Genomic DNA, 21703 nt, shown 5'->3' on the forward strand with positions numbered 1-21703 from the left:
GTAAAGACTTTAAGTTTGTTATTAATGTTGTCGATCGCTCCGCGATCGATACGATGGGCGTTTCGATCGCGGAGCGATCGACGACTATCAAATTACACGTCGATGTCTTGAGCATCCTCGGCACGTTCCATAATAAATCGAAAGCGTGCTGATGCATCCTTGCCCATCAGATCGCTCATAATGCGATCGGTTTCCAACTGGTCGTCGATATCGACTCGCAGTAAGCGGCGGCTAGCAGGGTTCAACGTCGTCTCCCACAGATCGCGAGGCATCATTTCGCCTAACCCTTTAAATCGCATGACCTCCGGTTTCGCTCGCGAGCTATGTTCGGCCAAAATCCTTTGACGATCGTCTTCGTCAGCGGCCCAATAACGTTCCTTGCCAATATCGATCCTGAACAGAGGAGGCATGGCAATATAGACGCGGCCATCGTTGATCAATGGTCCCATGTGTCGATAGAAGAACGTCAGCAGCAACGTGGTGATATGGTGCCCGTCAGAGTCCGCATCGGCCAGCAGGATGATTCGGTCGTACCGTAAGCGAGTGATGTCGAAACTCTTGCCAATGCCACAGCCCAGGGCCGTCACTAAGTCTTGAATTTCCTTGTTTTCTAAAACCTTCGACAGTGTCACGCATTCGGTGTTCAATACCTTACCACGCAACGGCAAGATCGCTTGATGATTGCGATCGCGGCCTTGTTTTGCACTTCCGCCTGCGGAATCGCCTTCCACGATGAACAGTTCCGAGTTCCCTCGGCCAGCCGACAAACAATCGCTCAGCTTGCCCGGTAACATCGTCCCACGAGCGTTGCTGGTCTTGCGCGACACCTGTTCGGATGCTGCTCGCGAAGCTGCCCGTGCACGCGCTGCGGCGATAATGCGAGCAATGATGGATTCGGCCACGGTGCGATTGTTGTTGAGCCATTGTTCCAGGACAGGTCGCACGGCGGAATCAAGTACCGCTTGGACTTCGGGGTTGTTCAAGCGATCCTTGGTTTGTCCCTGGAATTGTGGTTCCGCGATAAACACGCTGACGATCGCGACCAGTCCTTCGCGAATGTCTTCATGCGAAAACTTAATCCCACGTGGCGTTAGATTGTGCGTTTCGATAAAGTTGCGGATCGCTTTGCCCAAGCCACTGCGAAAACCATTTTCATGCGTCCCGCCGTTGGGGGTGGGGATGCCGTTGACATACGAACGAACATGTTCATCGGTCGACTCGGTCCATTGCATAGCGATCTCGATACGTTCTTCCGCATCGCGATGCAACGTAAAAACTTGTTCGTGGATCGGAGTCGCACTGCGCTGAACCAGCACTTTGCCCAGATAATCGACGATTCCGTTTTCGTGAAGGAAGGTATCCTTCTTGCCAGTCGTCTGATCTTCAAAGACTACCTTTACACCGCGGTGGAGAAAACTGGTCACCTCTAATCGCTGACGGATCGTTTCAGCATCGAAGTCTGTCTTTGGGAAGATCGTAGGATCGGGAGTGAAGGTAATGGTCGTACCGCTGCCACGGACATTGCTGGACATCTTTTCCAAGTTCGACGTCGGTCGGCCTTGAGAAAACGTCATGCGGTACTGCGAGCCATCGCGTTTGACGATCGCTTCAAGCGATTTCGACAATGCGTTCACCGCCGATGCCCCGACACCATGCAGCCCGCCGGAGGTCTTATAGTTCTTGCCTTCAAACTTCCCTCCTGCGTGCAAAATAGTGAGGACCATTTCTAACGCGGGCTTTTTCGTTTTCGGATGTTTGTCGACTGGGATGCCACGGCCATTGTCGCTGACCGTGATGGTGCGACCATCTTTATGGAGTGTCACGATAATCTCGGACGCGTGTCCGTTCATCGCTTCGTCGACCGAGTTGTCGACAATTTCCCATACAAGATGATGCAGACCCGCGAGCCCGACGCCTCCGATATACATGCCAGGTCGCTTGCGGACGGGCTCCAACCCTTCCAAAGCGACAATGTCCGAGGCGTTATATGATTTTGCTGCAGTACTCATCTTGTTATCCGTAAAAGGTACCTACTTCGATTATTCGTCATCCAATACTTCCGGTGCACCCGGAGCTGGATAGATCACTTTCGAAAGCTTGCCGTTCTTCTGAATCTCAATGCCACGTCCACCACGGCCGGTGGTGCGATATTTCGCAGTCGAAATGGTCTTGCGAGCCCCGCGATTGGTCTCAACCACCAGCAGATCTCGATCGCCCGTTGACGGTTTAAATCCTAGTAAGCGATCGGTCTTCGAAAGTTTAATTAGCGTCACGCCTTTGCCAGCCCCTGACAGATAATTGATCTCTTCAGCGGGGCAAACCAGCGCGCGACATTCGGCTGTTGCAGCAAGTACGGTTTCATGACCTGTAACGGCAAACACATTCACAATCGTATGGCCAGGAGCCACGCGGGCAAACTTACGGCCGCTGCGGGTGGAAACTTCCGCGAAGGATTGCAGTCCGAAACGCATCGCAAAGCCGTTAGTGGTCGCAGCTAGACCATGTACCTCAGGGCTATATTCTGGATTTTTTACGTTCTCTGCAATGTTACCAATGGTACGAGGGTCAAAGGAAAGGGCGGCGATGATACGCTCGCCATCTTTCATCTTAAAAAGCTTTTGGATCGGTTCGCCGTACCCGGTAGATGCAGGAATATCAATCGCTCGCGCTGTATAGCAGACGCCAAATGAAGAAAAGAAGCCAATGGTCGCGCGCGTTGAAGCAGCCAAGCATGTCAGCACCTCGTCGCCTTCACGCATGCGGCTCTTGCTGGGATCAGCGATCTGCCGTTGCCGTTTCACCCAACCATCGGTGCTCAGCATGACATGGCAATCTTCCGCGACGATAAAATCTTCGGCACTGAATTCAGGCTCGTTCTCGATCGTGATCAGTTCCGTACGCCGGGCCCCTTCTTTGGTCTTAGCGTACTTGGTAATCAACGCTTCGATCTCTTCGCGGACAATTGACCAGCGTCCCGAGTTATTGGTATCCTCGGTCTTTTCATCAAGCAGCTTTTTGACTTCTTTGGCTCGAGCTCGCTTCTGTCGCAATTCATCTTGCACAACATTGATTTCGAGTTTTGCGAGGCGATACAGTTTCAATTCCAAGATGGCGTCGGTTTGATCCTCATCCAAGCCCCCTTTGGCCGCCGGGAAGCGTTTCATGATCTTTTGTGCCGCGTCTGCTTTCCCATCCGAAGCACGAATGATGCGGATGATTTCATCCAACGCGTCAAAGACAATTGCAAAGCCTTCGAGGATATGAATGCGTCGCTCCAGCGAAGCTAGCTCGTTCTCAAGTCGCGCCGTGACAACAGCCAAACGGAAATGCAAGAAGTGCCATAAGATCTCCTTGAGCCCAAGCCGATCTGGCGAGCCAACTTCGGGATTCTCTGTCGGCACCAAACAAGTCATATTGACGCTAAAGTTGGTCTGCAGCGGCGTATGTTTATGCAAGTAGGCGAGCACTTTGGCTTCGTCCGCATCTTCACGCAGCAACAAGTCGACACGGATATCCTCCGTAGAAACGTCGCGGACGTCTACAATCAACGGCATCTTGCTGCTAACAATCAGTTCCGCAATACGTTCCACCAATTGCGATTTGTTGACACCATAAGGAATCGATGTAATGTGCAGCAGCTTGCCGCCTTTGGTAGCCGCGCCGGGGGTTGTCGTCCCGCGAACTTTGATCGTCCCTTGACCTGTTCGATAGATTTCACGCAGCTCGTCTTTGGTGTTAATGACTTGGCCGCCGGTTGGAAAATCGGGGCCTTGGATCGCATCGTTGGCCACCAGTTGATAGTCTTTAATTTCCGGATCTTTAAGCAGCTTTAAAAGTGCTCGACAAATTTCCCCTAGGTTGTGAGGAGGGATATTTGTTGCCATGCCAACAGCGATCCCGGTCGCTCCGTTGAGCAGCAAGTTGGGCAAGCGACTGGGCAGCACGACCGGCTCTTGTCGGGAGCCATCATAGTTGGGTTTGAAAGGAACCGTGGTCGTACTGAGATCCTCGATCACTTCAGAGGCGATCGCTGCCATGCGACATTCTGTGTAACGCATCGCTGCTGCGTTATCGCCATCGATCGATCCGAAATTCCCGCTGCCATCGACCAGTGGCATCCGAAATGCGAAAGATTGAGCCATCCGCACCAGAGCGTCATAGATCGCCATGTCGCCGTGTGGGTGATAATTACCCATGACGTCGCCGACCACCTTAGCGCACTTGCGATGCTTGGTTGTAAAATTCAAGCCCTGCTGGTCCATCGTATATATGATACGACGTTGCACCGGTTTTAATCCGTCGCGTACATCTGGTAACGCTCGGCTGGTGATGACCGACAATGAGTAATTGAGATAACGAGTTTGAGCGGCATCCTTGAGCGGGATGCCGATTACTTGCTCGAATGCTTCTTGATCCGCGAAAAGATCATTGTCCTGGCTGGCTCCTTTTGACCGTCGCTTTCGCTTCTTGAGCTCGTCACCTTGACCATCGGTCCCATCTGCGCCGCTTCGACCGCGAACCATGCACACTTCCTATTGGCTAACAATCCATGAATGATCGCTGCAAACCGAAGCTTGGCAGAGCCGACAACGACCCCATAGGGCCGCAACGTCTTGCCACCAAGCTTTAGCGTTTCACGATCGCTCGATCCTAAACTAACTTTAACGTTTGCGGATTATAGGAAGATTCGGCCGCCCGCGGGAGGGCTGATTCGATTCCTGGTAAAGTTAGCGTTTTTCGAGAAATTTGGGGCCACGAAGATGCGTGGAGAAATTATGCAACGCCCGCGAGAGGATTAAACCAAGCCCAGTCGCTCTTTGGGGTCTTTCAAGCCGGTCGCCAGCTTGGCGAGCGCCTCGGTCTCAATTTGACGCACTCGTTCACGAGTCAGCCCCAATTCCGCACCGATCTCTTTCAGCGTGTGAGGTTGCGTGTCTTTAAGACCAAATCGCATCCGAAGCACCGTTGCTTCGCGGCTGTCCAAATCGTCCAGCATCCCTAGCACGGTATTCAGAACGTCTTGATCCAGCAGTTCGTCATCTGGCGACTTCAAGCGTTCGTCCATCACCATTTCGCCCAGTGACCAACCTGCGTCGGTCTGGTCGCTTTGCGGCGTTGCGTTGTGGATTTGGATCGCTTTCTTGATAATCGGCAGTTTCTTGCGAGGCAAGCCCAGTACGCGAGCGATCTCTTCTTGCGTTGGCATGCGGCCAAGTTCTTCGGTCAAACGGGCTGTTGCTCTTCGCCACTTGCTCAGCAACTCGACCATATAAGCTGGAATGCGGATTGTTTTCGCAGAGTTGATCAACGCTCGCTTGATCGATTGCTTGATCCAGTAGCTAGCGTACGTACTAAAACGCGTCCCCATTTCAGGATCGAAACCCTCGACGGCTCGCAGCAGTCCGAGGTTGCCTTCCTCGATCAAATCTTGCAAGGCCAACCCTTTTCCGACGTAGCCGCGGGCAATATTTACCACTAATCGCAAGTTGGCGCGAACCATTCGATCGCGGGCTTGTGCGTCTCCACTGGCAATCAATTTGGCCAGCATGCGCTCATCTTCCGCGGTCAACAGCTTGGTTTCGTTGATCTCACGCAAATACGTTTCCAGCGGAGATTGTGGGCGATCGGAGATTGGCCCGCCGCGACGTACCGCAGCAATGGTGCGGACTTCCTCAAGAATATCTTCCGCTTGATCAAAAGAAGAATCGGAAAAAGCCATAACGAACTCCTGCGGGGTGGAACGAATACGAGAGTGTGCTCTTGCGCGAGATTCCGTTCCACAGCGCAAATGACCGTCAGTCAAGTTATCGTCGCCGTTAGCTTGCAAATCCAACCGCGTCCCCAAAGTTCACATTGTGCCGTTGATGACAAATGCAGCGGTTTTGGCATAGTCGACCGCAGGTAGTCGTATTTATACTGTCCGCCATGACAACAACGGATAGCTCGGACGAAGCCAAAAAAGCTCGGGCCGCGCGAGTTGTCGCGGCCGCCAAAAAAGCAGTCGCACTTCGCGCAACCAAGGTGGTCGCTCCTGCGCCGACGCCAAAATCTCCGCCGCCAGAAATGCCCGAGCAATCGCTTCCGGCCGCCGGCGCTGTTGCCAAAGCGGCTCGAAAGTCGACAAAGAAGCCCGCCGAAGAAAAATCCACGTCAGAACACTTGGATAAAACGGCGGACCAACCGAGCGTCAAAAATGCGGTCGTTCCGCTGGTGCAAATCGTCAAAGAACTCAGCGGTCACCCCACCATCCATGAATGTCGGACGCAATTGGCGAATGACCAAGCTGTTGGTCCACGACGAGTGATTGTCGAAAGATGTTGGCTGGGCGCGTTGCCGCCGATCGCGACCGCAATACATCTTTCCAGCAAACGACCGTTGCTGGTCATCGTGCCGCAAGCTACCGAACTGGATAGTTTGGCCGCCGACTTTGGCAGTCTGACCAGTCACAACGTCGAGGTCTTTCCGCAAGCCTCCGACGATGGTCAAGAAGAATCGCTATTACAAAACGAGATCCTCTTACGTTTGCAAGTTCTATCGTCGCTGCAGAATGCCAAGCGTTCCAAATCGCCGGTGTCGCAGCAACCGATTGTGATCACGACGCTGCCAGCCATGATGCACGGCGTACCGTCTCCATCGGAAATGCAGTCGGGCCGCCGAATATTAAAAGTTGGCCAACGCGTCGAAATGGCACAACTACGTCAATGGCTATTGGAGTCAGGCTATCTGTCAACGACAGCCGTGCAGTATGCTGGCGAGTTCACGGTACGAGGGGGGATTCTAGATGTGTACCCGCCCGATGCGCCCGATCCTTTGCGCTTGGAATGGTTTGATGACGAGATCGAATCGATTCGATCGTTCGATGCAGTGACGCAGCGCAGCTATGACAGGTTGGATACGATCAGTTTAACATCCACCAGTCCCGTCGAGAATCAAACGGCTACCCTTTTAGATTACTGCAATCCCAACACGGTCATTTGCTTTTGGGAACCGGTTCAGGTCCGACACTATGCATCCGCGTTTTTGGAGCGTGTGCCATTCCCGCAGCGATATCGCGCGGTAGATGAGCTCCTGCAAAAAGTGAGCGAATTCTCCCAGCTTGAACTGGTCGAACTTCCAGACGAGGGGGAACAAGTCGATGCGCTGGAATGCCCTTTAAAGGATGTGCAGCGGATCTCCGGCGACTTAGAAAATCTTTCGAAACGGATCGACGAAGCGTTAGGTGATCATCGAAAAGGCGCTGTTGTTTGCATCAATGAACCCGAGATGGGGCGCATCCAAGAATTGCTGGGTATCAATCACGCATATCAGCAGTCGCGATTGAAAGTGCAAACGGGACGATTGTCTCATGGCTTTGAGATCACCCCTGCGGGCTCCATCGTTCTGACCGTTTCGCAACTGCTCAAACGTACCACATTACCACGTTCCGTTCGTAAAGCTTCCTCACGCGCGATCGACAGTTTCCTAGACTTGCGCGCGGGCGATTATGTCGTACATCTCTCTCATGGGATTGGCATCTACCGCGGTTTGCAGATGATTGAGAAGCACGGTCAGAAACATGAGCACTTAGAGATTGAGTTTGCAGAAGGTACCAAGCTGTTTGTGCCAACAACCAAGATCGATTTGGTGCAACGCTACATTGGAGGTACCAAGTCGCAGCCAAGACTCGCGAAGATCGGCTCGCAGTCTTGGGTTCGGCAGAAGGAGGCCGCCGAGCAAGCGGTCACGGACATGGCCGCCGACTTGTTAGAGCTGCATGCGCAGCGTCGCAGCCAACCAGGGATCGCTTTCGCGGCCGACACCGTTTGGCAATCGCAGTTCGAAGGCTCGTTTCCCTATGAAGAAACCGCTGATCAGATCACCGCCGTGGCTGCAACTAAAACGGACATGACGCAAGCTCGCCCTATGGATCGCTTGATCTGTGGCGACGTCGGATTTGGTAAGACGGAAGTCGCCATGCGCGCGGCGTTCAAAGCGGTCGATAATGGTTTTCAAGTTGCGGTGCTGGTACCAACGACGGTGCTGGCCGAGCAGCATTACAAGACGTTCCGCGAACGAATGGCCGACTTTCCATTTGATATTGCGAGGCTGTCGCGATTCTGTTCACCGCAGGAAGAACGCGATATTATTCGCCGGATCACTTCTGGCAACGTCGATATTGTGATCGGCACCAGTCGCTTGGTTAGCAAAGACGTTAACTGGTTCAATCTAGGGCTGGTGATCGTCGACGAAGAACAACGCTTCGGAGTCGCCGCCAAAGAAAAGCTCAAACAACAGCGACCGAATCTAGATGTCTTAACGCTATCGGCAACGCCCATTCCAAGAACGCTGCATATGTCGCTGCTGGGGGTTCGAGATATTTCTAACTTAGAGACCGCACCGCAAGAACGCTTGGCCGTTGAAACGAAAGTCACTCGCTTTGAAGACTCCATTGTCCGCAATGCAATCTTGCGAGAGCTGAATCGCGGCGGACAAATCTTCTTCGTGCATAATCGAGTGCATGACATGCCCGTGATTGCCTCCAGGCTCCAGCGTCTGGTGCCAGAAGCTCGAATCGTGATCGGTCACGGACAAATGCCAGAGTCGCAATTGGAAAAGGTGATGGTCGATTTTATTGAACATCGCTTTGACATCTTGCTGGCGACCACCATTATTGAAAGCGGATTAGACATTCCCAATGCTAACACCATTTTCATCGATCAAGCTGATCACTATGGGCTGGCCGAACTGCATCAGTTGCGCGGCCGCGTTGGTCGCTATAAACATCAAGCGTATTGTTACTTGTTGATCGAAAAGCACAAGCATTTGAATCCCGATGCCGCGCGGCGTATGCATGCGATCGAAGAGTATTCGCAGATCGGTGCTGGTTTTGGAATCGCGATGCGAGACTTGGAGATTCGTGGCGCGGGTAATTTATTGGGGACACAGCAAAGCGGACATATTGCTGCGGTCGGATATGAGCTTTATTGCCAGTTGCTGGAGAACGCCGTGCGGGCGCTTAAGCACCAGCCGCCCAAGTTGTCGATCGACGTGGAAGTCAATTTGCCGATCGAAGCGTACATCTCCAGCGATTATGTGCCAGAGATGCGACATAAAATCGATTTGTATCGGCGGCTGAGTCGCATTGATGATATGCAGTTGATAGCCACATTGCGGCAAGAGATTATCGACCGCTTTGGTAAGATACCTAAAGAGACGGAACGTCTGTTTGATATAGCGCAATTGCGGATCGATGCCACGCTTTGGTCGGTGCGGTACATAGGCATAGAAGAAGAGCACATGGTATTTACTTATGGAGATCAACGTCGAGCCGAACAGTTATCGCGCAAGCATGGCGGCAAACTGAAATTGTACGGAGGGCAAAAAGCGTACTGGCCACTTGAGGATGAGCGAGGCAGCCTTATCTCCATCGCCTCCCGCGTCCTGCAGCCGATCTAGAGCACCTGCAACGTGCTCTTTCGAAAAATCAGCCTACGGTACTTAACCTAGAATTTGACGAGATTTTCCTGCTAGTGCATGATTGAGTTTTAACATCAATCGTGTTAGGCTTTTGTGACCTTCCAGTCAACCATTCAGGTTGAACGGCTCGGGCTGCTGGCAACAGATTAGCGGCTTGTGATCACAAGTGAGTTGTCGAAGTAGGAGTCGTTATTGATGTCCATTCCGGAAACAATTCGTGGCATTGTCCACGGCACAATCATTCAGCTTAGTCAATCGCCTGACGTTCCCGATGGGATGGAAGTCGACGTTGTTATCAAGCGGCCAGAGCGGAGTGCTGACGAGCGACGTAAGAAGTTGCTGTCTTTGTTTGGAAGTTGCAAAGACGCTGCCGCAGACTTAGACGCGTATATGGTGTGGAATGACCAGCAACGCAAGCATGACCGAGGCGGGTTGGATTGATGAACTTTCTAGTTGATACCAACATCTGTTCCGCGTACATCAAAGGCAACGCTAGTGTATGGAGCAAATTTCTACAATACTCCGGTAGCATTGCAATTTCGGTGGTAACAGCGGGCGAGCTTTGGGCATGGGTTTCTAGGAAGCAGGCATCCGATAAATCCCGACAAGCGATAACTGATTTTATCGAAACGGTCGACGTTCTTGAAATCAACTTGGCAGTGGCCCTCCGTTTCGGTGTATTACGTGGCGAAATGCTGGATAACGGAATAACCATTCCAAATCTTGATGGGCTAATTGCTGCTACCGCTCTCGTCGGCGACTTGACACTTGTAACAAACAACGTCGCAGACTTTCAATCTGTCCCTAATCTACGAATACAAGACTGGCTGATTTAAATCAGCCCACGACGCCACATAGGGCAAAAAAGCGTACTGGCCACTTGAGGATGAGCGAGGCAGCCTTATCTCCATCGCCGCCCGCGTCCTGCAGCCGTAACGTGTAGCCGGCAAAGTTGCTTCAAGAGTCATGGGTTTGCACTCTAAAATTTATTGCTCTCACTCATAGCGTCAGTTGCCATTTCCCCAATAGCAATTAGTGAATGGATCGTTACAATCCGTATTGCTCCTGCTTGGATCCTTCTTGAATTGAAAAGGAACAGCGGAATGTTCAGGATGTATTTCTTCATTGGATGGTTATTGTTGCATTAGCCGTTTTCAATCGAACGCTTGAGCCGCGATCATGCTACGATTGGATCCGTTAAATTGAAGACTCGAACAATGTGCCTTTGAGGAGTGGGCTGTATGAGAAATCTACCTAAATTTGCATACTGCATCGCATTGCTGTGCTTTGTTTTACACCATGAGTCGACTGCCGTTGGCCTTCCCGGTATGGAGGCCGCAATTGTGAATAGCGAATCGTACCGAAACTTCGACGTTAAAATTGACTTCTGGAGGAGCATCAGTTCAACTGACTCTCCACGGACACGAGAGCATGAATTTCATGAGCGTTCCCGTTTGTTGGTCGACTATGAAAAGGAGTTTGTGTTTTACGTGAAAGTTTGGAATCTTTCACAAAGCCACCACGGGAAGAAAATCGAAGGCAATCCAAGCATCTTTATTTTCTACTACGTGTACCATGAAAATGAGTTTATTTCAAACGTCGGTATGAGCCAGGATCTGGGAAAGATAGACTTCGACAAGTTTATGTTTCTTGCAAAAATCCCGCGACTGGAGCATGTTGGGTACACTCGATACCCGTGTTCTGAATCTACCTATACCAAAAACACTCAGGCCGCACGTTATGCGTTTCTCCAGTCGGCGAAAAGCCCCGCGTCGCGATTGCTCGCGGACGGTTCCCGGACTGAACATTGGCTGTACGATACGGAAGACGTTCGTGTCTCGCGTTTCTTCCAACCGGAGTATGTACTGCCTGTTCGCCTCGCGCTGACCAAGCTGGACGCAGCGCCCTCAGAAGACTTCTACGCGATCGATAATACACTCGAGAATGTTGGCGGAGTTTGTCGCACTGTCGCTAGTCGGTTTTCGATGACTGGTCAGTTCGAATTTGAGCCTGGATTGAGTTTGCCTAACGTCGAAGTAAATACGCTGGAACTGGATTGGATTCAGTTTAATGAGAAGGATTTGGAATTGGTTGAGTATCGGAGAATCATCGCCAATGAGGAGAGCATGGCGAGTTGGGTGGGAATTGAATAAACCTCGCACGTACCGGTCTGCCTCAGTCGCTCATTTCGCGCTGGGCCGCTGAGTAACGGACGAGCGGTTGGGGCTCGGATCGCTCTGCGGTGCCAGCATCGACGCGAAGCGGGGCCTTGTGCCCAGGCTTCGTAATCGGATTGTTGCGCTTAGAGCGGCCGAATTTCTTAGGGCAGCAGAATCAGGGCAGTAGAATAGATTCCTTGACCATTCTCCTGCCCAGTCTTCGCCATGGGATTGGTGCGCTAAAGCATGACGTGCGCGCATGTCCGATTGGGGCTTGCCCCCGACGGACACCGCTTTGGAGTTCTAGACAGCGGGCCCAGCGAACTTAGCACACCAATCCTATTGCGACACGTTGGGGCAATCCCAACGGTCGCTCAAAAGTCGCGATCTCCGAACGATGTGCCTTGGCCTGCTGTCTTTCCAATGCTCCCGGCTTGTCCAGGAGATGTTTCCGTTTCTTGCTAGAGGGCGCTGCCGCAAAGCAAGAAGCCGAACGATCCACCGGACGAGCCGGTGGGATTCCCGTTATGGCGGACTCTTTGGTGTAGCGAGAAACCCAACCATCCACTGGACAAGCCAGTGGGATTTGGATCGCGCTGCGGTGCATGCATCGACGCGAAGCTGGGCCTTGTGCCCAGTCTTCGCAATGGGATTGGTGCGCTAAGAGCGACCGAATTTCTTAGGGCAGCAGAATCAGGGCAGTAGAATAGATTCCATGACCATTCTCTTGCCCCCATTCTCTTGCCCAGTCTTCACAATAGGATTGGAACGCTAGAGCATGGCATGCGCGCAAGTCCGATTGGGGCTTGCCCCGTCGGACACCGCTTTGGAGTTCTAGACAACTTAGCACACCAATCCTATTGCGACACGTTGGGGCAAGCCCAACGGTCGCCCGGAGTTCGCCTTCACACATCAAATGGCATGGCAATCCAAAGCCAGCTCACCGGTTATCATAAGCACTTGTAGCTAGGACTGAGGCGGATGCGTTCAGCACCGTGGGCTGGCCGTAGGCGGTATAAGCGTAACGCTCTATGACACTGCTGCTGGAGTTGGTCATAGCGTAGATCGAGTACTGTTGAATGAAACAGTGGCGTTCAAATAGGTGGCATCATCCTGGGCGCACAGTGAGGCCCAATCGCTAGTCGAGGTTGCTCGATGCGATGTGGGATTAACCGGAAGTAGCGTGGCTTGAGACGGCATGCTTGCCATTTTAGAGAGTGACAATGGGGCGTTGGTGCGAGATGGGCGGGTAATTTGGCAGAATTTTGAGGTGGCGGCCTGAAGGGCCGTAGCAATTATTGCCGGTGTGCCGCAGGCCACCGGACTTTGAGGTTCCTTGAGACTGATAAGCCCGAAGGGCTGGTACAAATCAATTATCTCGGCCCTCCGGGCCTGAGGGGACAACTGCAGATGCAAACCGTGGCCGAATCGGCCACGGCAGCAATTGTAACAAGCCGTTGGCTTGAAGACCCAAGCGCCGCGAATGGTCCTGAGTGAATCAATTGGCAAGTCAAGTGGACGCGAAGGCGGCTCGCCCTCCCCGGTCGCTCGCGGAACTCGCGGCCGACCCTCCCGCAGGAGGGTGAAGTAGAACGCGTACGCCTGACGGCTGACGGTTAAACGAAAGCGCTAATGGATCACTTGGCAAGTGAACGTAAAAAGGGCTCGCCCTCCCCGGTCGCTCGCGGAACTCGCGGCCGACCCTCCCGCAGGAGGGTGAAGTAGAACGCGTACGCCTGACGGCTGACGGTTAAACGAAAGCGCTAATGGATCACTTGGCAAGTGAACGTAAAAAGGGCTCGCCCTCCCCGGTCGCTCGCGGAACTCGCGGCCGACCCTCCCGCAGGAGGGTGAAGTAGAACGCGTACGCCTGACGGCTGACGGTTAAACGAAAGCGCTAATGGATCACTTGGCAAGTGAACGTAAAAAGGGCTCGCCCTCCCCGGTCGCTCGCGGCCGACCCTCCCGCAGGAGGGTGAAGAAAGTCGCGTACGCCTGGCGGCTGACGGTTAAACGAAAGCGCTAATGAATCACGGGGCGAGTGAACGGCCGTCGGCCACCGAGACGCTATTCAAGCCAGCGATAGGCGGATTGGCGGTATCCACCAGCCCACGGGCGCTCAGCCACGTAGTTCGATGGGTAGCTCGCCCCCGAGTATCGTATGGTCGTGGATTCGGTAATGGTTTTTGATTTATCGGGATTGTTGTTTTGCCGTCGCCGCGGTTCGCAGTTAAGCCCCTGAATACTTGACCGGTGCGGGAAAACCAGCCATACTGCTAAGGAGTCATGTTTATAGTCCGAAGCCGAATGTTTTAGGCTCAGTCATGTTTGGGCAGCGTAGCAAACTCTTGGGGCATCGTGCAGCCTGCATGCTGCTGTTGCTCATGCTGTCGTGGCCGGGCCCGCGGTTAATTGCTCATTCACATGATTCCGCCCCTGCACATGCGACGTTCGATTTTCGATTTATCGAGCATTTGCAGACTTATCATGATTCTATCGGTCTGACGCCGATGGAATCTGATCGGCTGCACTTTCATCGGGTCTTGCCCGATGTCGTCGACGAAGTCTTGAATACTCAGCGATGCGATGTTGAAATCAGATCGATCTTTGCTCAGGCGAGTTGGCTGAGCGAGGATTGTAGTTCGCAGTTTACTGCCGACAGTTGGATTCTTGGTCAATCGATTGCTGACCATTTTCAGCAAGCTCGTGCCCGTGCTGGAACTCATGCAACTGCTATATCCATGCCGCATCTTGATCCGCGCAGCGTGCTGCTGTGCGTCATGACGTGTTGATTCAAATCTCTCTGGCCACTTCTGGCCTTGAATCGTGATCGCGCGATAAGCCGAAACGCAGCGGCGGCCGCTTGTTCTACGAACCGTGCGCCAACATGTTTCGGTTTGCGAATTAACCGGCGCATTCTTCCACTCCAACTCATAGCACGTTCCTCGACGGTATTCTTTCATGACTAAACAATATTTAGCTTCACTTATCTCGCCCCATGCGGCTATCGCGCGCAGTGAATTGGTGATTGCCGCAGCGATGTTAGTGCTCGGCGGTTTTGTCGGCGCTCTGGCCACGCGTTGGCTAGCTAGTGACGGCTCCAATAACAAAATCGTCAATCAGAAGATGAATGTGGCAGCGAGTTCAGAAGCTTCGAGCGATGAAGAGCTTGACAGCGAGCGCAACGTACGCTTTCCAAAATCGCAATGGTCCACTGCCGGATTGGTGATCGAACCGGCAAACGTGGCTCCATTGTCACAAAGCCTGAAGCTAACCGGAAAGATTTCTCTAAACCAAGATCAGATCGCTCATATTTACCCGATGGTGACCGGTGCAGTTGATGAAGTTCATGTCGCTCTTGGTCAAGAAGTGAAGCAGAACGATTTGCTGGTAGTTATCCATAGTCGTGAAGTAGGCGAAACGAAGCTCGAACTTTATCAAGCTCGCTTGCAGCAAGAGATGGCTCAAGTCAAGCTTCGGCTGCAGGAGGATATTGCGAAGAACACCAATGAGCTCTTGAACTTGCTGCGTGAGAAGCGAGATATTGTCGAGATCGAATCGCTTTTTCGAAATCGCTCGATGGGCGACTATCGAGAACGACTGCTGGCCTCGTATTCCAGTTATCTGAAGTCACAGGCAGACGTCCAGCGGCTTGAGTCGATATCCAAGTCAGGCGCAATTTCCGAAAGCCAACTTTTAACTGCACGCGCCAATCGCAATGCCGACTTGGCGACCTTTCAAGCTCGCATCGAGCAAATCGACTATGAAACGGAGACTTCTTTACTGCTTGCGTCTCAGGCTGCCAAAGAGACCGACACACGCGTGGCGGTTATCGCGACCAACTTGCGGATTCTGGGATGCGACCAAGCTCAGATTGACTCGGCAGATCCGATTGCGGAAGGCGAATCGATATCGCATTATCCCATTCGGGCCCCCTTTGATGGGACCGTCATTACCAAGGACATCGTGCTGCGTGAACAGGTCCGCCCTGATGTTATGGTTCTCAGTATCGCGGATTTGTCGACTGTGTGGATTACAGCCGACATCTATGAAAAGCATTTGCCACTGCTGCGTGCGCTGACAGAGCAAACCGTTTGGATTACCAACGACGCATGGCCAAATCAACGCTTTCCAGCCAAGGTCTTTTATACCGGTGAGATCATGGACGAATCGACGCGAACGATTTCTCTGCGGGCCGTAGCTGACAATGCGAAGCGACTGCTGAAGCCTGGGATGTTTGTCAAAGTGGAATTCTCGGGACCCACCAGCAGTAACGCTTTGGCAGTTCCCGCAGATGCTGTCCAGGAGCATGAAGGACAAAAGTTTGTCTTTGTTCAAACTGGAGAGGATGAGTTTGAGCGGCGTGACGTGGCAATTGGCCAGATCGCTGACGGGATGGTCGCTATTCAAAGCGGGCTTGAATCTGGAGAAGCGGTCGTAGTACGCGGCGGCTTTATTCTGAAGTCGCGATTGCTCGCTGGCCTGATGGGAGAAGAGTGAAAATGGTGAACCATGTGATTGAGTGGTCGCTCAACAATCGCTTCGTAGTGATGTTGATGTCGATCGTGATTTTGGGTCTTGGGGCGTTCGCTGCAGCAACGATCCCTTTGGACGCGGTGCCCGATTTGACCAATGTGCAAGTGCAGATATTGACTAATTCGCCCGCACTTGGGCCGGTCGAAGTCGAGCAGTTTATTACTTTCCCGGTCGAAAATGCGATGAGCGGTGTGCCACGCGTCGAAGAGATTCGATCGATCAGCCGTTTCGGCTTGAGTGCCGTCACGGTGGCATTCGAAGAGGGAACTGATATCTATTGGGCTCGCAACTTAGTCAGCGAGCGATTGCTCAAAGCACGGGAAAATATTCCAGCCGGAATGGGGATACCAGAGTTGGGACCGATTGCGACAGGGATGAGCGAGATTTATCAATTCGAAGTTCGGTCTGCGGGTGATTCGCAGCACTCGCTGGATGAACTGCGGACGATTCTAGACTGGCAGATCGCGTTTCAGTTACGCAGCGTTCCAGGGGTCATTGAAGTGAACACTTTTGGAGGTGAGTTGAAGACGTATGAGATTCAATTTGATCCTAGTGCTTTGCAAAATTACGGCGTATCGTTGAGTCAGATCTTTGCGGCCTTGGAGCAAAATAATGGCAATTCGGGCGGCGGCTATATCACCCATGGTGCAGAACAACGGTTGATTCGCGCTGAGGGCCTCGTTAGTTCGCTAGAGGACATTCGCAATATCGTGCTGGATAGCAGAAACGGGACGCCGATTCGTATTGATGATGTGGCGGATGTAAATTTCGCGCCAATGCTTCGACAAGGAGCGGTCACGCGCGACGGAAACCGTGAAGCGGTCATCGGTATGGTTATGATGTTGATGGGAGGCAATTCGCGTCAAGTGGTTCAGGACGTCAAAGCCAAAATCGCTGAGATACAAAAGACGCTACCTAGCGGTGTTATGGTAGACACGTTTTACGATCGAACTGAACTGGTTAATAAAACGATCTTTACCGTTGGCGAGAACATTGGCATAGGAGTGGTTCTGGTCGTCATCATGCTCCTTCTATTGCTAGGTGACGTACGAGCAGGCTTAATTGTGGCGGCTGCCATCCCGCTGTCCGCTATGTTCGCATTGATCGCAATGAAGTACGCAGGCGTATCGGCCAATTTAATGAGTCTAGGCGCGGTCGACTTTGGCGTGATTGTTGACGGCGCGGTCGTTATGATCGAAAACTGCGTGCGTCGCGCTACCAGATATCAACGCGACCACGGCGGCGACCACGTGCCAATCGGTGTCTTTCGTGAGTCCGCCAAAGAGGTGGGCAAGCCGATTTTGTTCGCAGGTCTGATTGTGATCATCGTGTTCATACCGATTCTCAGTCTGCAAGGTATGGAAGGAAAGATGTTTCGTCCGATGGCGTTTACATTCATGACCGCACTTTCAGCAGCATTGGTGCTGGCGGTGACTGTCATGCCCGTGATGGCTTCAATTTTCCTAGCCCGTCGGATTAAAGAGCGCGAGACATTTGCTGTGCGATGGATCAAAACGGCGTACACTCCGATGCTTAATTATGCCATGAAGCAGCCCACCATCATGATCTGTGCTGCGGTAGCAATCTTTGCGCTTAGTGCATTTCTGGCGACGAGGTTTGGGATCGAGTTTGTGCCCAAACTGGATGAAGGCGACATTGCAATTCAAGCCACGCGATTGCCCAGTGCTTCTCTGGAAACATCGATTCAAATGACGCAAGCAATGGAACGCTGTTTATTGGAGTTCCCGCAAGTAGAGTCAGTCATTTCAAAAACTGGACGTCCGGAGATTGCCAATGATCCCATGGGTGTTTATCAAACCGATGTGATTGTACGCATGAAAGATCCGGCGGTATGGCCTAAAGGGACCAACAAGCCGGAATTGATCGAGCTGATGCAAGCTGCTTTAGAGTTGCAAGTGCCGGGTAATGCATTCAGTTTCACTCAGCCCATCGAACTGCGTGTGCAAGAGTTAGTTGCCGGTGTGCGATCGGATGTGGGCTTAAGTCTGTACGGAGATGACTTAGGTGAGCTGAAACGAAAAGGCGATCAAATCGTGCAAGCATTGAACAAGGTTCCGGGGGCGGCTGACGTTCAAGCTCAGCAGATTGCTGGGCTGTCGTATTTTCGTGTCATTGTGCGGCGCGAAAGTCTGGCTCGGTATGGCATCAACACCCGCGAAGTGCTCGATGCGATCGCAACGGTCGGTGGCGTTACAATTGGCCAAGTCTTTGAAGGCCAGCGCCGTTTTCCCATGCAAGTACGGATTATGCCGCAGTGGCGAAAAGACGTCGCTAAGCTGATGGAGTTGAAGATCGATGATCCGCAGGGCCGGCAGATTCCACTTTCGCAGTTAGCCGATATCGTGATCGAAGATGGTCCGGTGGAGATCAGTCGTGATTCGGTTCGGCGACGTTTGTTGGTCCAATGCAACGTTCGCGGTCGTGATTTGGCTGGATTTGTTGCAGAAGCTCAACGCGGCGTCGAACAAGATGTCGCTTTGCCCGCAGGCTACTCACTACGTTGGGGTGGGCAATTTGAAAACTTACAGCAAGCAAGCAAGCGATTATCGATCGCGGTGCCAGTGGCATTGCTGTTGATTTTTTCGCTGTTGTATATGACCTTTAACTCCGTTCGGCTGGCCTTGTTGATTTACTTAAATGTGCCAATTGCGGCGACGGGTGGCATCTTTGCGTTGTGGATTCGCGACATGCCGCTATCGATTTCAGCAGGCGTTGGCTTCATCGCTTTGTTCGGGATCGCGGTGATGAATGGAGTGGTCTTGATTGAGCACATCCGTCATTTACGCTTAGGAGGTGATTCCCAATATCAGGCGGTTATTCACGGAGCGCTTGATCGGTTGAGGCCAGTTATCATGACGGCTTCTTGCGGAGCTTTGGGATTTATTCCGATGGCGATCTCTAGCAGTTCTGGCGCTGAAGTACAGCGACCACTAGCAACAGTGGTGATTGGAGGGTTGATTACATCGACAATGCTCACCTTGTTGGTATTGCCTACGATCTATCGGTGGTTTGAACCTGAAGTGAAGCAAGATGAGTTCATTAATATCGATGATTTTAAACACTAGCTCTTCTTTGCGGCTTTAGCTTTTTTGGGAGGCTCCTTTTCCTCGACATAGCCGCATTCATCCAGCCATTGTTTGAAGTTTTCCATGTTCAGTTTGCCATAGATTGGAACACACCACTGGTTCACTTTCGCGTACTCTTTGCCAGGGTTCACTTTTAGCAATTTCAGCAGTCGACGAATGGTTGCGAGTTCTTTTTTCGTCTGTGCGACCAATCGGATCTCATATCCCATTTTATACTTTAGACCTTCCTTCTCACGGCGATCCTCATTGGGGACACGCATGTATCCGTTTCTTGCGTAGAACTCGACGAGTTGAGCTTTGGCGGATTCCGGACTAACGCTATTGAGAGATGATTTGGAGTTCATTCGCTTGCCGACTCGCTGGACGTGAGTGAAGAAGTTGCGGGCAGTGCGTAATTCTTGCACTTACATATTACTTTCGCAAGATAGCGTTGCTGCTGCGGAAGCATCATTATGCGAACGACGTCGTGTGAGGGAGCATTCCAGTCAATCAGTCATGCTGACTCATTGGTATTTACTATGGAAGCAAGCGTGATTAGCCGAGCAGTGCGCGGTTGTTGTTTGGCTGAGCCGTTTATTGCTGAGCAGTTATTGTCGACCAAAGTTAAGATCTATTGCTGACCAAAGGTCAGGTCGCGCAAGCTGGAATCACCGCTGCCGTCGATGACCGATGCCAGCGAGTCAGCGAGGGTGTAGCCATCGATGCGAGCTTTAGCCGTTGCTAACTGCATCTGAGCATCGACGTACTGTAGATTCGAATCGAAGAACATGCGTCGAGCGATCAGGACTTGCAAGAAATCAGTCACACCTGCCTGATAAGCCTCTTCAGCTAGTTCGAGCGCGGATTTGGCATCAGGAAGAATTGCGTTCTTATATTTCTCGGTGGCGGCTAGAGCCGTGTCGTACTGCCGCGAAAGCTCGGCTAGTCGAGCGGCGATCGCAGCAGTAACACGTTGAGCTTCCCAATGTGCGCGGCACAACTCCGCTCGCGCCGCTTCGATGTTACCTTGGTTCTTATTGAAGACGGGGATGGGGGCTCCGACTTGCACGTTCATCATGCCCGACTCTGTGCCGTTATCGACGCCTGCGCCAAGCTGTATGCTGAGGTTAGGAATCGCTTGCACGCCATGGCGATTGAGCGTTGCTTGTGCTTGGGCAATGCGTGCTTGGGCGGCGGCGTACTCTGGGCTAGAGTTTACAAGCATGTTTGCCATGGCTTGCCAATCCTTTGCTTCTGCAGGCTGGCTTAATTGACCGACCAATTGCGATTGAGGCAATGTGGGAACGCCAGCGAGGATCGTTAGCTCGCGCCAGTAGCCGCTCAGACGTAGCTCTGCTTGTTGAAGCGCCAAGTCGATTTCGCTTTTTTGGATTCTGGCCTGCAGGACATCGATCTGCGAGCCCTCGGCCGCTCCTCTACGCAATTCGGCAAGTTCGAAGCCCTTGTTGGCGACCGCTTGGAATTCAGCAATCAGTTCAATCTGACGCTGGACGGCCAGTGCTTGGAAGAAGGTGACGCGAACGTCGGAGACGACTCGCATCTTTTGCGCTTCAAGTTCTTGCAACTGAGCTCGCAGAGAATGGTTGAGTACGCGGCGGTTCAGTTCTAGTTTACCGCCAGTCACGAACTCTTGTTCTGCAAATACAAGATGCTGGTCAGTGCCTTGGTCGGCCAACTGTTGGCCTTGGTATCCCATCGTTGGGTTTGCGTACAGTCCAACTTGGTTGCGAAACCCTGCTGCCTTTTGAGTGGTCGCGGCCAGTTCTTTAAGTGCCGGATGATGGCTCAGCGCCATCGACTCCAGTTCTTCCAACGAGACTGAGTTCAGCGAGACGGAATTGAGTAGCGGTGCAGGCTGGTCAACCAGCGAAATAGCGGAGGCCGCAATTACCGCGATTGTCGATTCGTGGGGCTCATCGGGCGTAGGCTGATGGTAAGCGGGCGCGTCACTGGATGCATATTGGCTCAGTGGCGAATCCGGCGAATGCTGAATGCAGGCGATGTGGTGCGGTGGAAGTGAAACGCAGCCAGCCAGCGGCACCCCGATTGCCGTATAGACAAACCAGCGAGTCATTTTTGAATGCAACATGGTCTTCGATACAAACCGTTCAAGCGATAAATCCAGCGTCCAACCATCGCTGGAATCGACCTTGGGGAGGGGCGGGCGTGACGGTCATGCGTTAGATTCGGCTTGTGTCGGGCTGTCGCGTTGGAGTTACCGTTGTAATCGTTACATTTGCAAGCGGTCTGAAGGCTGAATCGCCAAGTGCCAAATTGACAGGGCGTTTAGCCAGCTTGGTCTTCTAGGATTTCGCCGAAGCGGACGAATAAATTTCTCCGAGTCATGTTTACCTCAATTTGCAATAGAAATTCTGCTTTAACAGCTCCATCATAGTTCCCCTGGCGGCTGATGCGAGCCTGCGAAACCGATTTTGGAACGCCGAT

The 21703-nt window shown here is 52.4% G+C and carries 12 protein-coding genes; 6 read left to right on the forward strand and 6 right to left on the reverse strand.

The features are described from left to right. Nucleotides 1-92: 92 nt before the first annotated feature. The 3 genes from SH302x_RS08585 to SH302x_RS08595 form a co-directional block, all read right to left on the reverse strand. Entirely contained in the window at nt 93-2009 is a 1917-nt protein-coding gene (locus SH302x_RS08585) for a DNA gyrase/topoisomerase IV subunit B (RefSeq protein ID WP_479368320.1), read from the reverse strand. A 30-nt stretch (nt 2010-2039) separates the two neighbouring features. After that, nucleotides 2040-4523, reverse strand: a complete 2484-nt coding sequence (locus SH302x_RS08590; RefSeq protein ID WP_479368321.1) for a DNA gyrase/topoisomerase IV subunit A — start codon at nt 4521-4523, stop codon at nt 2040-2042. Nucleotides 4524-4795: 272 nt separating this feature from the next. Beyond that, entirely contained in the window at nt 4796-5719 is a 924-nt protein-coding gene (locus SH302x_RS08595) for a sigma-70 family RNA polymerase sigma factor (RefSeq protein ID WP_479368322.1), read from the reverse strand. Nucleotides 5720-5925: 206 nt separating this feature from the next. On the opposite strand from SH302x_RS08595, the gene mfd reads away from it, so the two are divergent. The 4 genes from mfd (at nt 5926) to SH302x_RS08615 (ending at nt 11609) form a co-directional block, all read left to right on the forward strand. Then, a complete protein-coding gene (gene mfd, locus SH302x_RS08600) occupies nt 5926-9435 on the forward strand; it encodes a transcription-repair coupling factor (RefSeq protein WP_479368323.1) in 3510 nt (1169 codons plus the stop codon). Nucleotides 9436-9651: 216 nt separating this feature from the next. Continuing rightward, a complete protein-coding gene (locus SH302x_RS08605; RefSeq protein ID WP_479368324.1) occupies nt 9652-9897 on the forward strand; it encodes a hypothetical protein in 246 nt (81 codons plus the stop codon). After that, the gene (locus tag SH302x_RS08610; RefSeq protein ID WP_479368325.1) at nt 9897-10292 is read left to right on the forward strand and encodes a type II toxin-antitoxin system VapC family toxin; all 396 of its coding nucleotides are present in this window, start codon (nt 9897-9899) and stop codon (nt 10290-10292) included. Before SH302x_RS08605 ends, SH302x_RS08610 begins: the two co-directional genes overlap by 1 nt. 405 nt (nt 10293-10697) lie before the next feature. Continuing rightward, on the forward strand, nt 10698-11609 hold the full coding sequence (locus SH302x_RS08615) for a hypothetical protein (RefSeq protein ID WP_479368326.1): 912 nt from the start codon (nt 10698-10700) through the stop codon (nt 11607-11609). A 2426-nt stretch (nt 11610-14035) separates the two neighbouring features. On the opposite strand, the gene SH302x_RS08620 is transcribed toward SH302x_RS08615, so the two are convergent. Continuing rightward, the gene (locus SH302x_RS08620; RefSeq protein WP_479368327.1) at nt 14036-14578 is read right to left on the reverse strand and encodes a hypothetical protein; all 543 of its coding nucleotides are present in this window, start codon (nt 14576-14578) and stop codon (nt 14036-14038) included. On the opposite strand from SH302x_RS08620, the gene SH302x_RS08625 reads away from it, so the two are divergent. Then, nucleotides 14577-16115: an efflux RND transporter periplasmic adaptor subunit gene (locus SH302x_RS08625; RefSeq protein ID WP_479368328.1), complete on the forward strand. Its 1539-nt coding sequence runs from the start codon at nt 14577-14579 to the stop codon at nt 16113-16115. The two genes, SH302x_RS08620 and SH302x_RS08625, sit on opposite strands and share 2 nt — an antisense overlap. 2 nt (nt 16116-16117) lie before the next feature. Next, the gene (locus SH302x_RS08630) at nt 16118-19237 is read left to right on the forward strand and encodes an efflux RND transporter permease subunit (RefSeq protein ID WP_479368329.1); all 3120 of its coding nucleotides are present in this window, start codon (nt 16118-16120) and stop codon (nt 19235-19237) included. Here the strand turns inward: SH302x_RS08630 and SH302x_RS08635 are convergent. Next, nucleotides 19234-19662 carry a hypothetical protein gene (locus tag SH302x_RS08635; protein ID WP_479368330.1) on the reverse strand — a complete coding sequence of 143 codons (429 nt, stop codon included), beginning with the start codon at nt 19660-19662 and terminating at the stop codon, nt 19234-19236. The two genes, SH302x_RS08630 and SH302x_RS08635, sit on opposite strands and share 4 nt — an antisense overlap. A 206-nt stretch (nt 19663-19868) precedes the next feature. Beyond that, nucleotides 19869-21332, reverse strand: a complete 1464-nt coding sequence (locus SH302x_RS08640) for a TolC family protein (protein WP_479368331.1) — start codon at nt 21330-21332, stop codon at nt 19869-19871. Nucleotides 21333-21703 lie beyond the last annotated feature (371 nt).

The sequence above is a fragment of the Njordella calcicola genome, assembly GCF_056494125.1.

Excerpts from the sequence above, each read along its gene's own strand:
- SH302x_RS08590 (WP_479368321.1), bottom strand. The coding sequence starts at position 4,523 with ATGGTTCGCGGTCGAAGCGGCGCAGATGGGACCGATGGTCAAGGTGAC.
- mfd (WP_479368323.1), top strand. The coding sequence starts at position 5,926 with ATGACAACAACGGATAGCTCGGACGAAGCCAAAAAAGCTCGGGCCGCG.
- SH302x_RS08615 (WP_479368326.1), top strand. The coding sequence starts at position 10,698 with ATGAGAAATCTACCTAAATTTGCATACTGCATCGCATTGCTGTGCTTT.
- SH302x_RS08640 (WP_479368331.1), bottom strand. The coding sequence starts at position 21,332 with ATGACTCGCTGGTTTGTCTATACGGCAATCGGGGTGCCGCTGGCTGGC.
- SH302x_RS08610 (WP_479368325.1), top strand. The coding sequence starts at position 9,897 with ATGAACTTTCTAGTTGATACCAACATCTGTTCCGCGTACATCAAAGGC.
- SH302x_RS08625 (WP_479368328.1), top strand. The coding sequence starts at position 14,577 with ATGACTAAACAATATTTAGCTTCACTTATCTCGCCCCATGCGGCTATC.
- SH302x_RS08585 (WP_479368320.1), bottom strand. The coding sequence starts at position 2,009 with ATGAGTACTGCAGCAAAATCATATAACGCCTCGGACATTGTCGCTTTG.
- SH302x_RS08605 (WP_479368324.1), top strand. The coding sequence starts at position 9,652 with ATGTCCATTCCGGAAACAATTCGTGGCATTGTCCACGGCACAATCATT.
- SH302x_RS08630 (WP_479368329.1), top strand. The coding sequence starts at position 16,118 with ATGGTGAACCATGTGATTGAGTGGTCGCTCAACAATCGCTTCGTAGTG.
- SH302x_RS08620 (WP_479368327.1), bottom strand. The coding sequence starts at position 14,578 with ATGAAAGAATACCGTCGAGGAACGTGCTATGAGTTGGAGTGGAAGAAT.
- SH302x_RS08595 (WP_479368322.1), bottom strand. The coding sequence starts at position 5,719 with ATGGCTTTTTCCGATTCTTCTTTTGATCAAGCGGAAGATATTCTTGAG.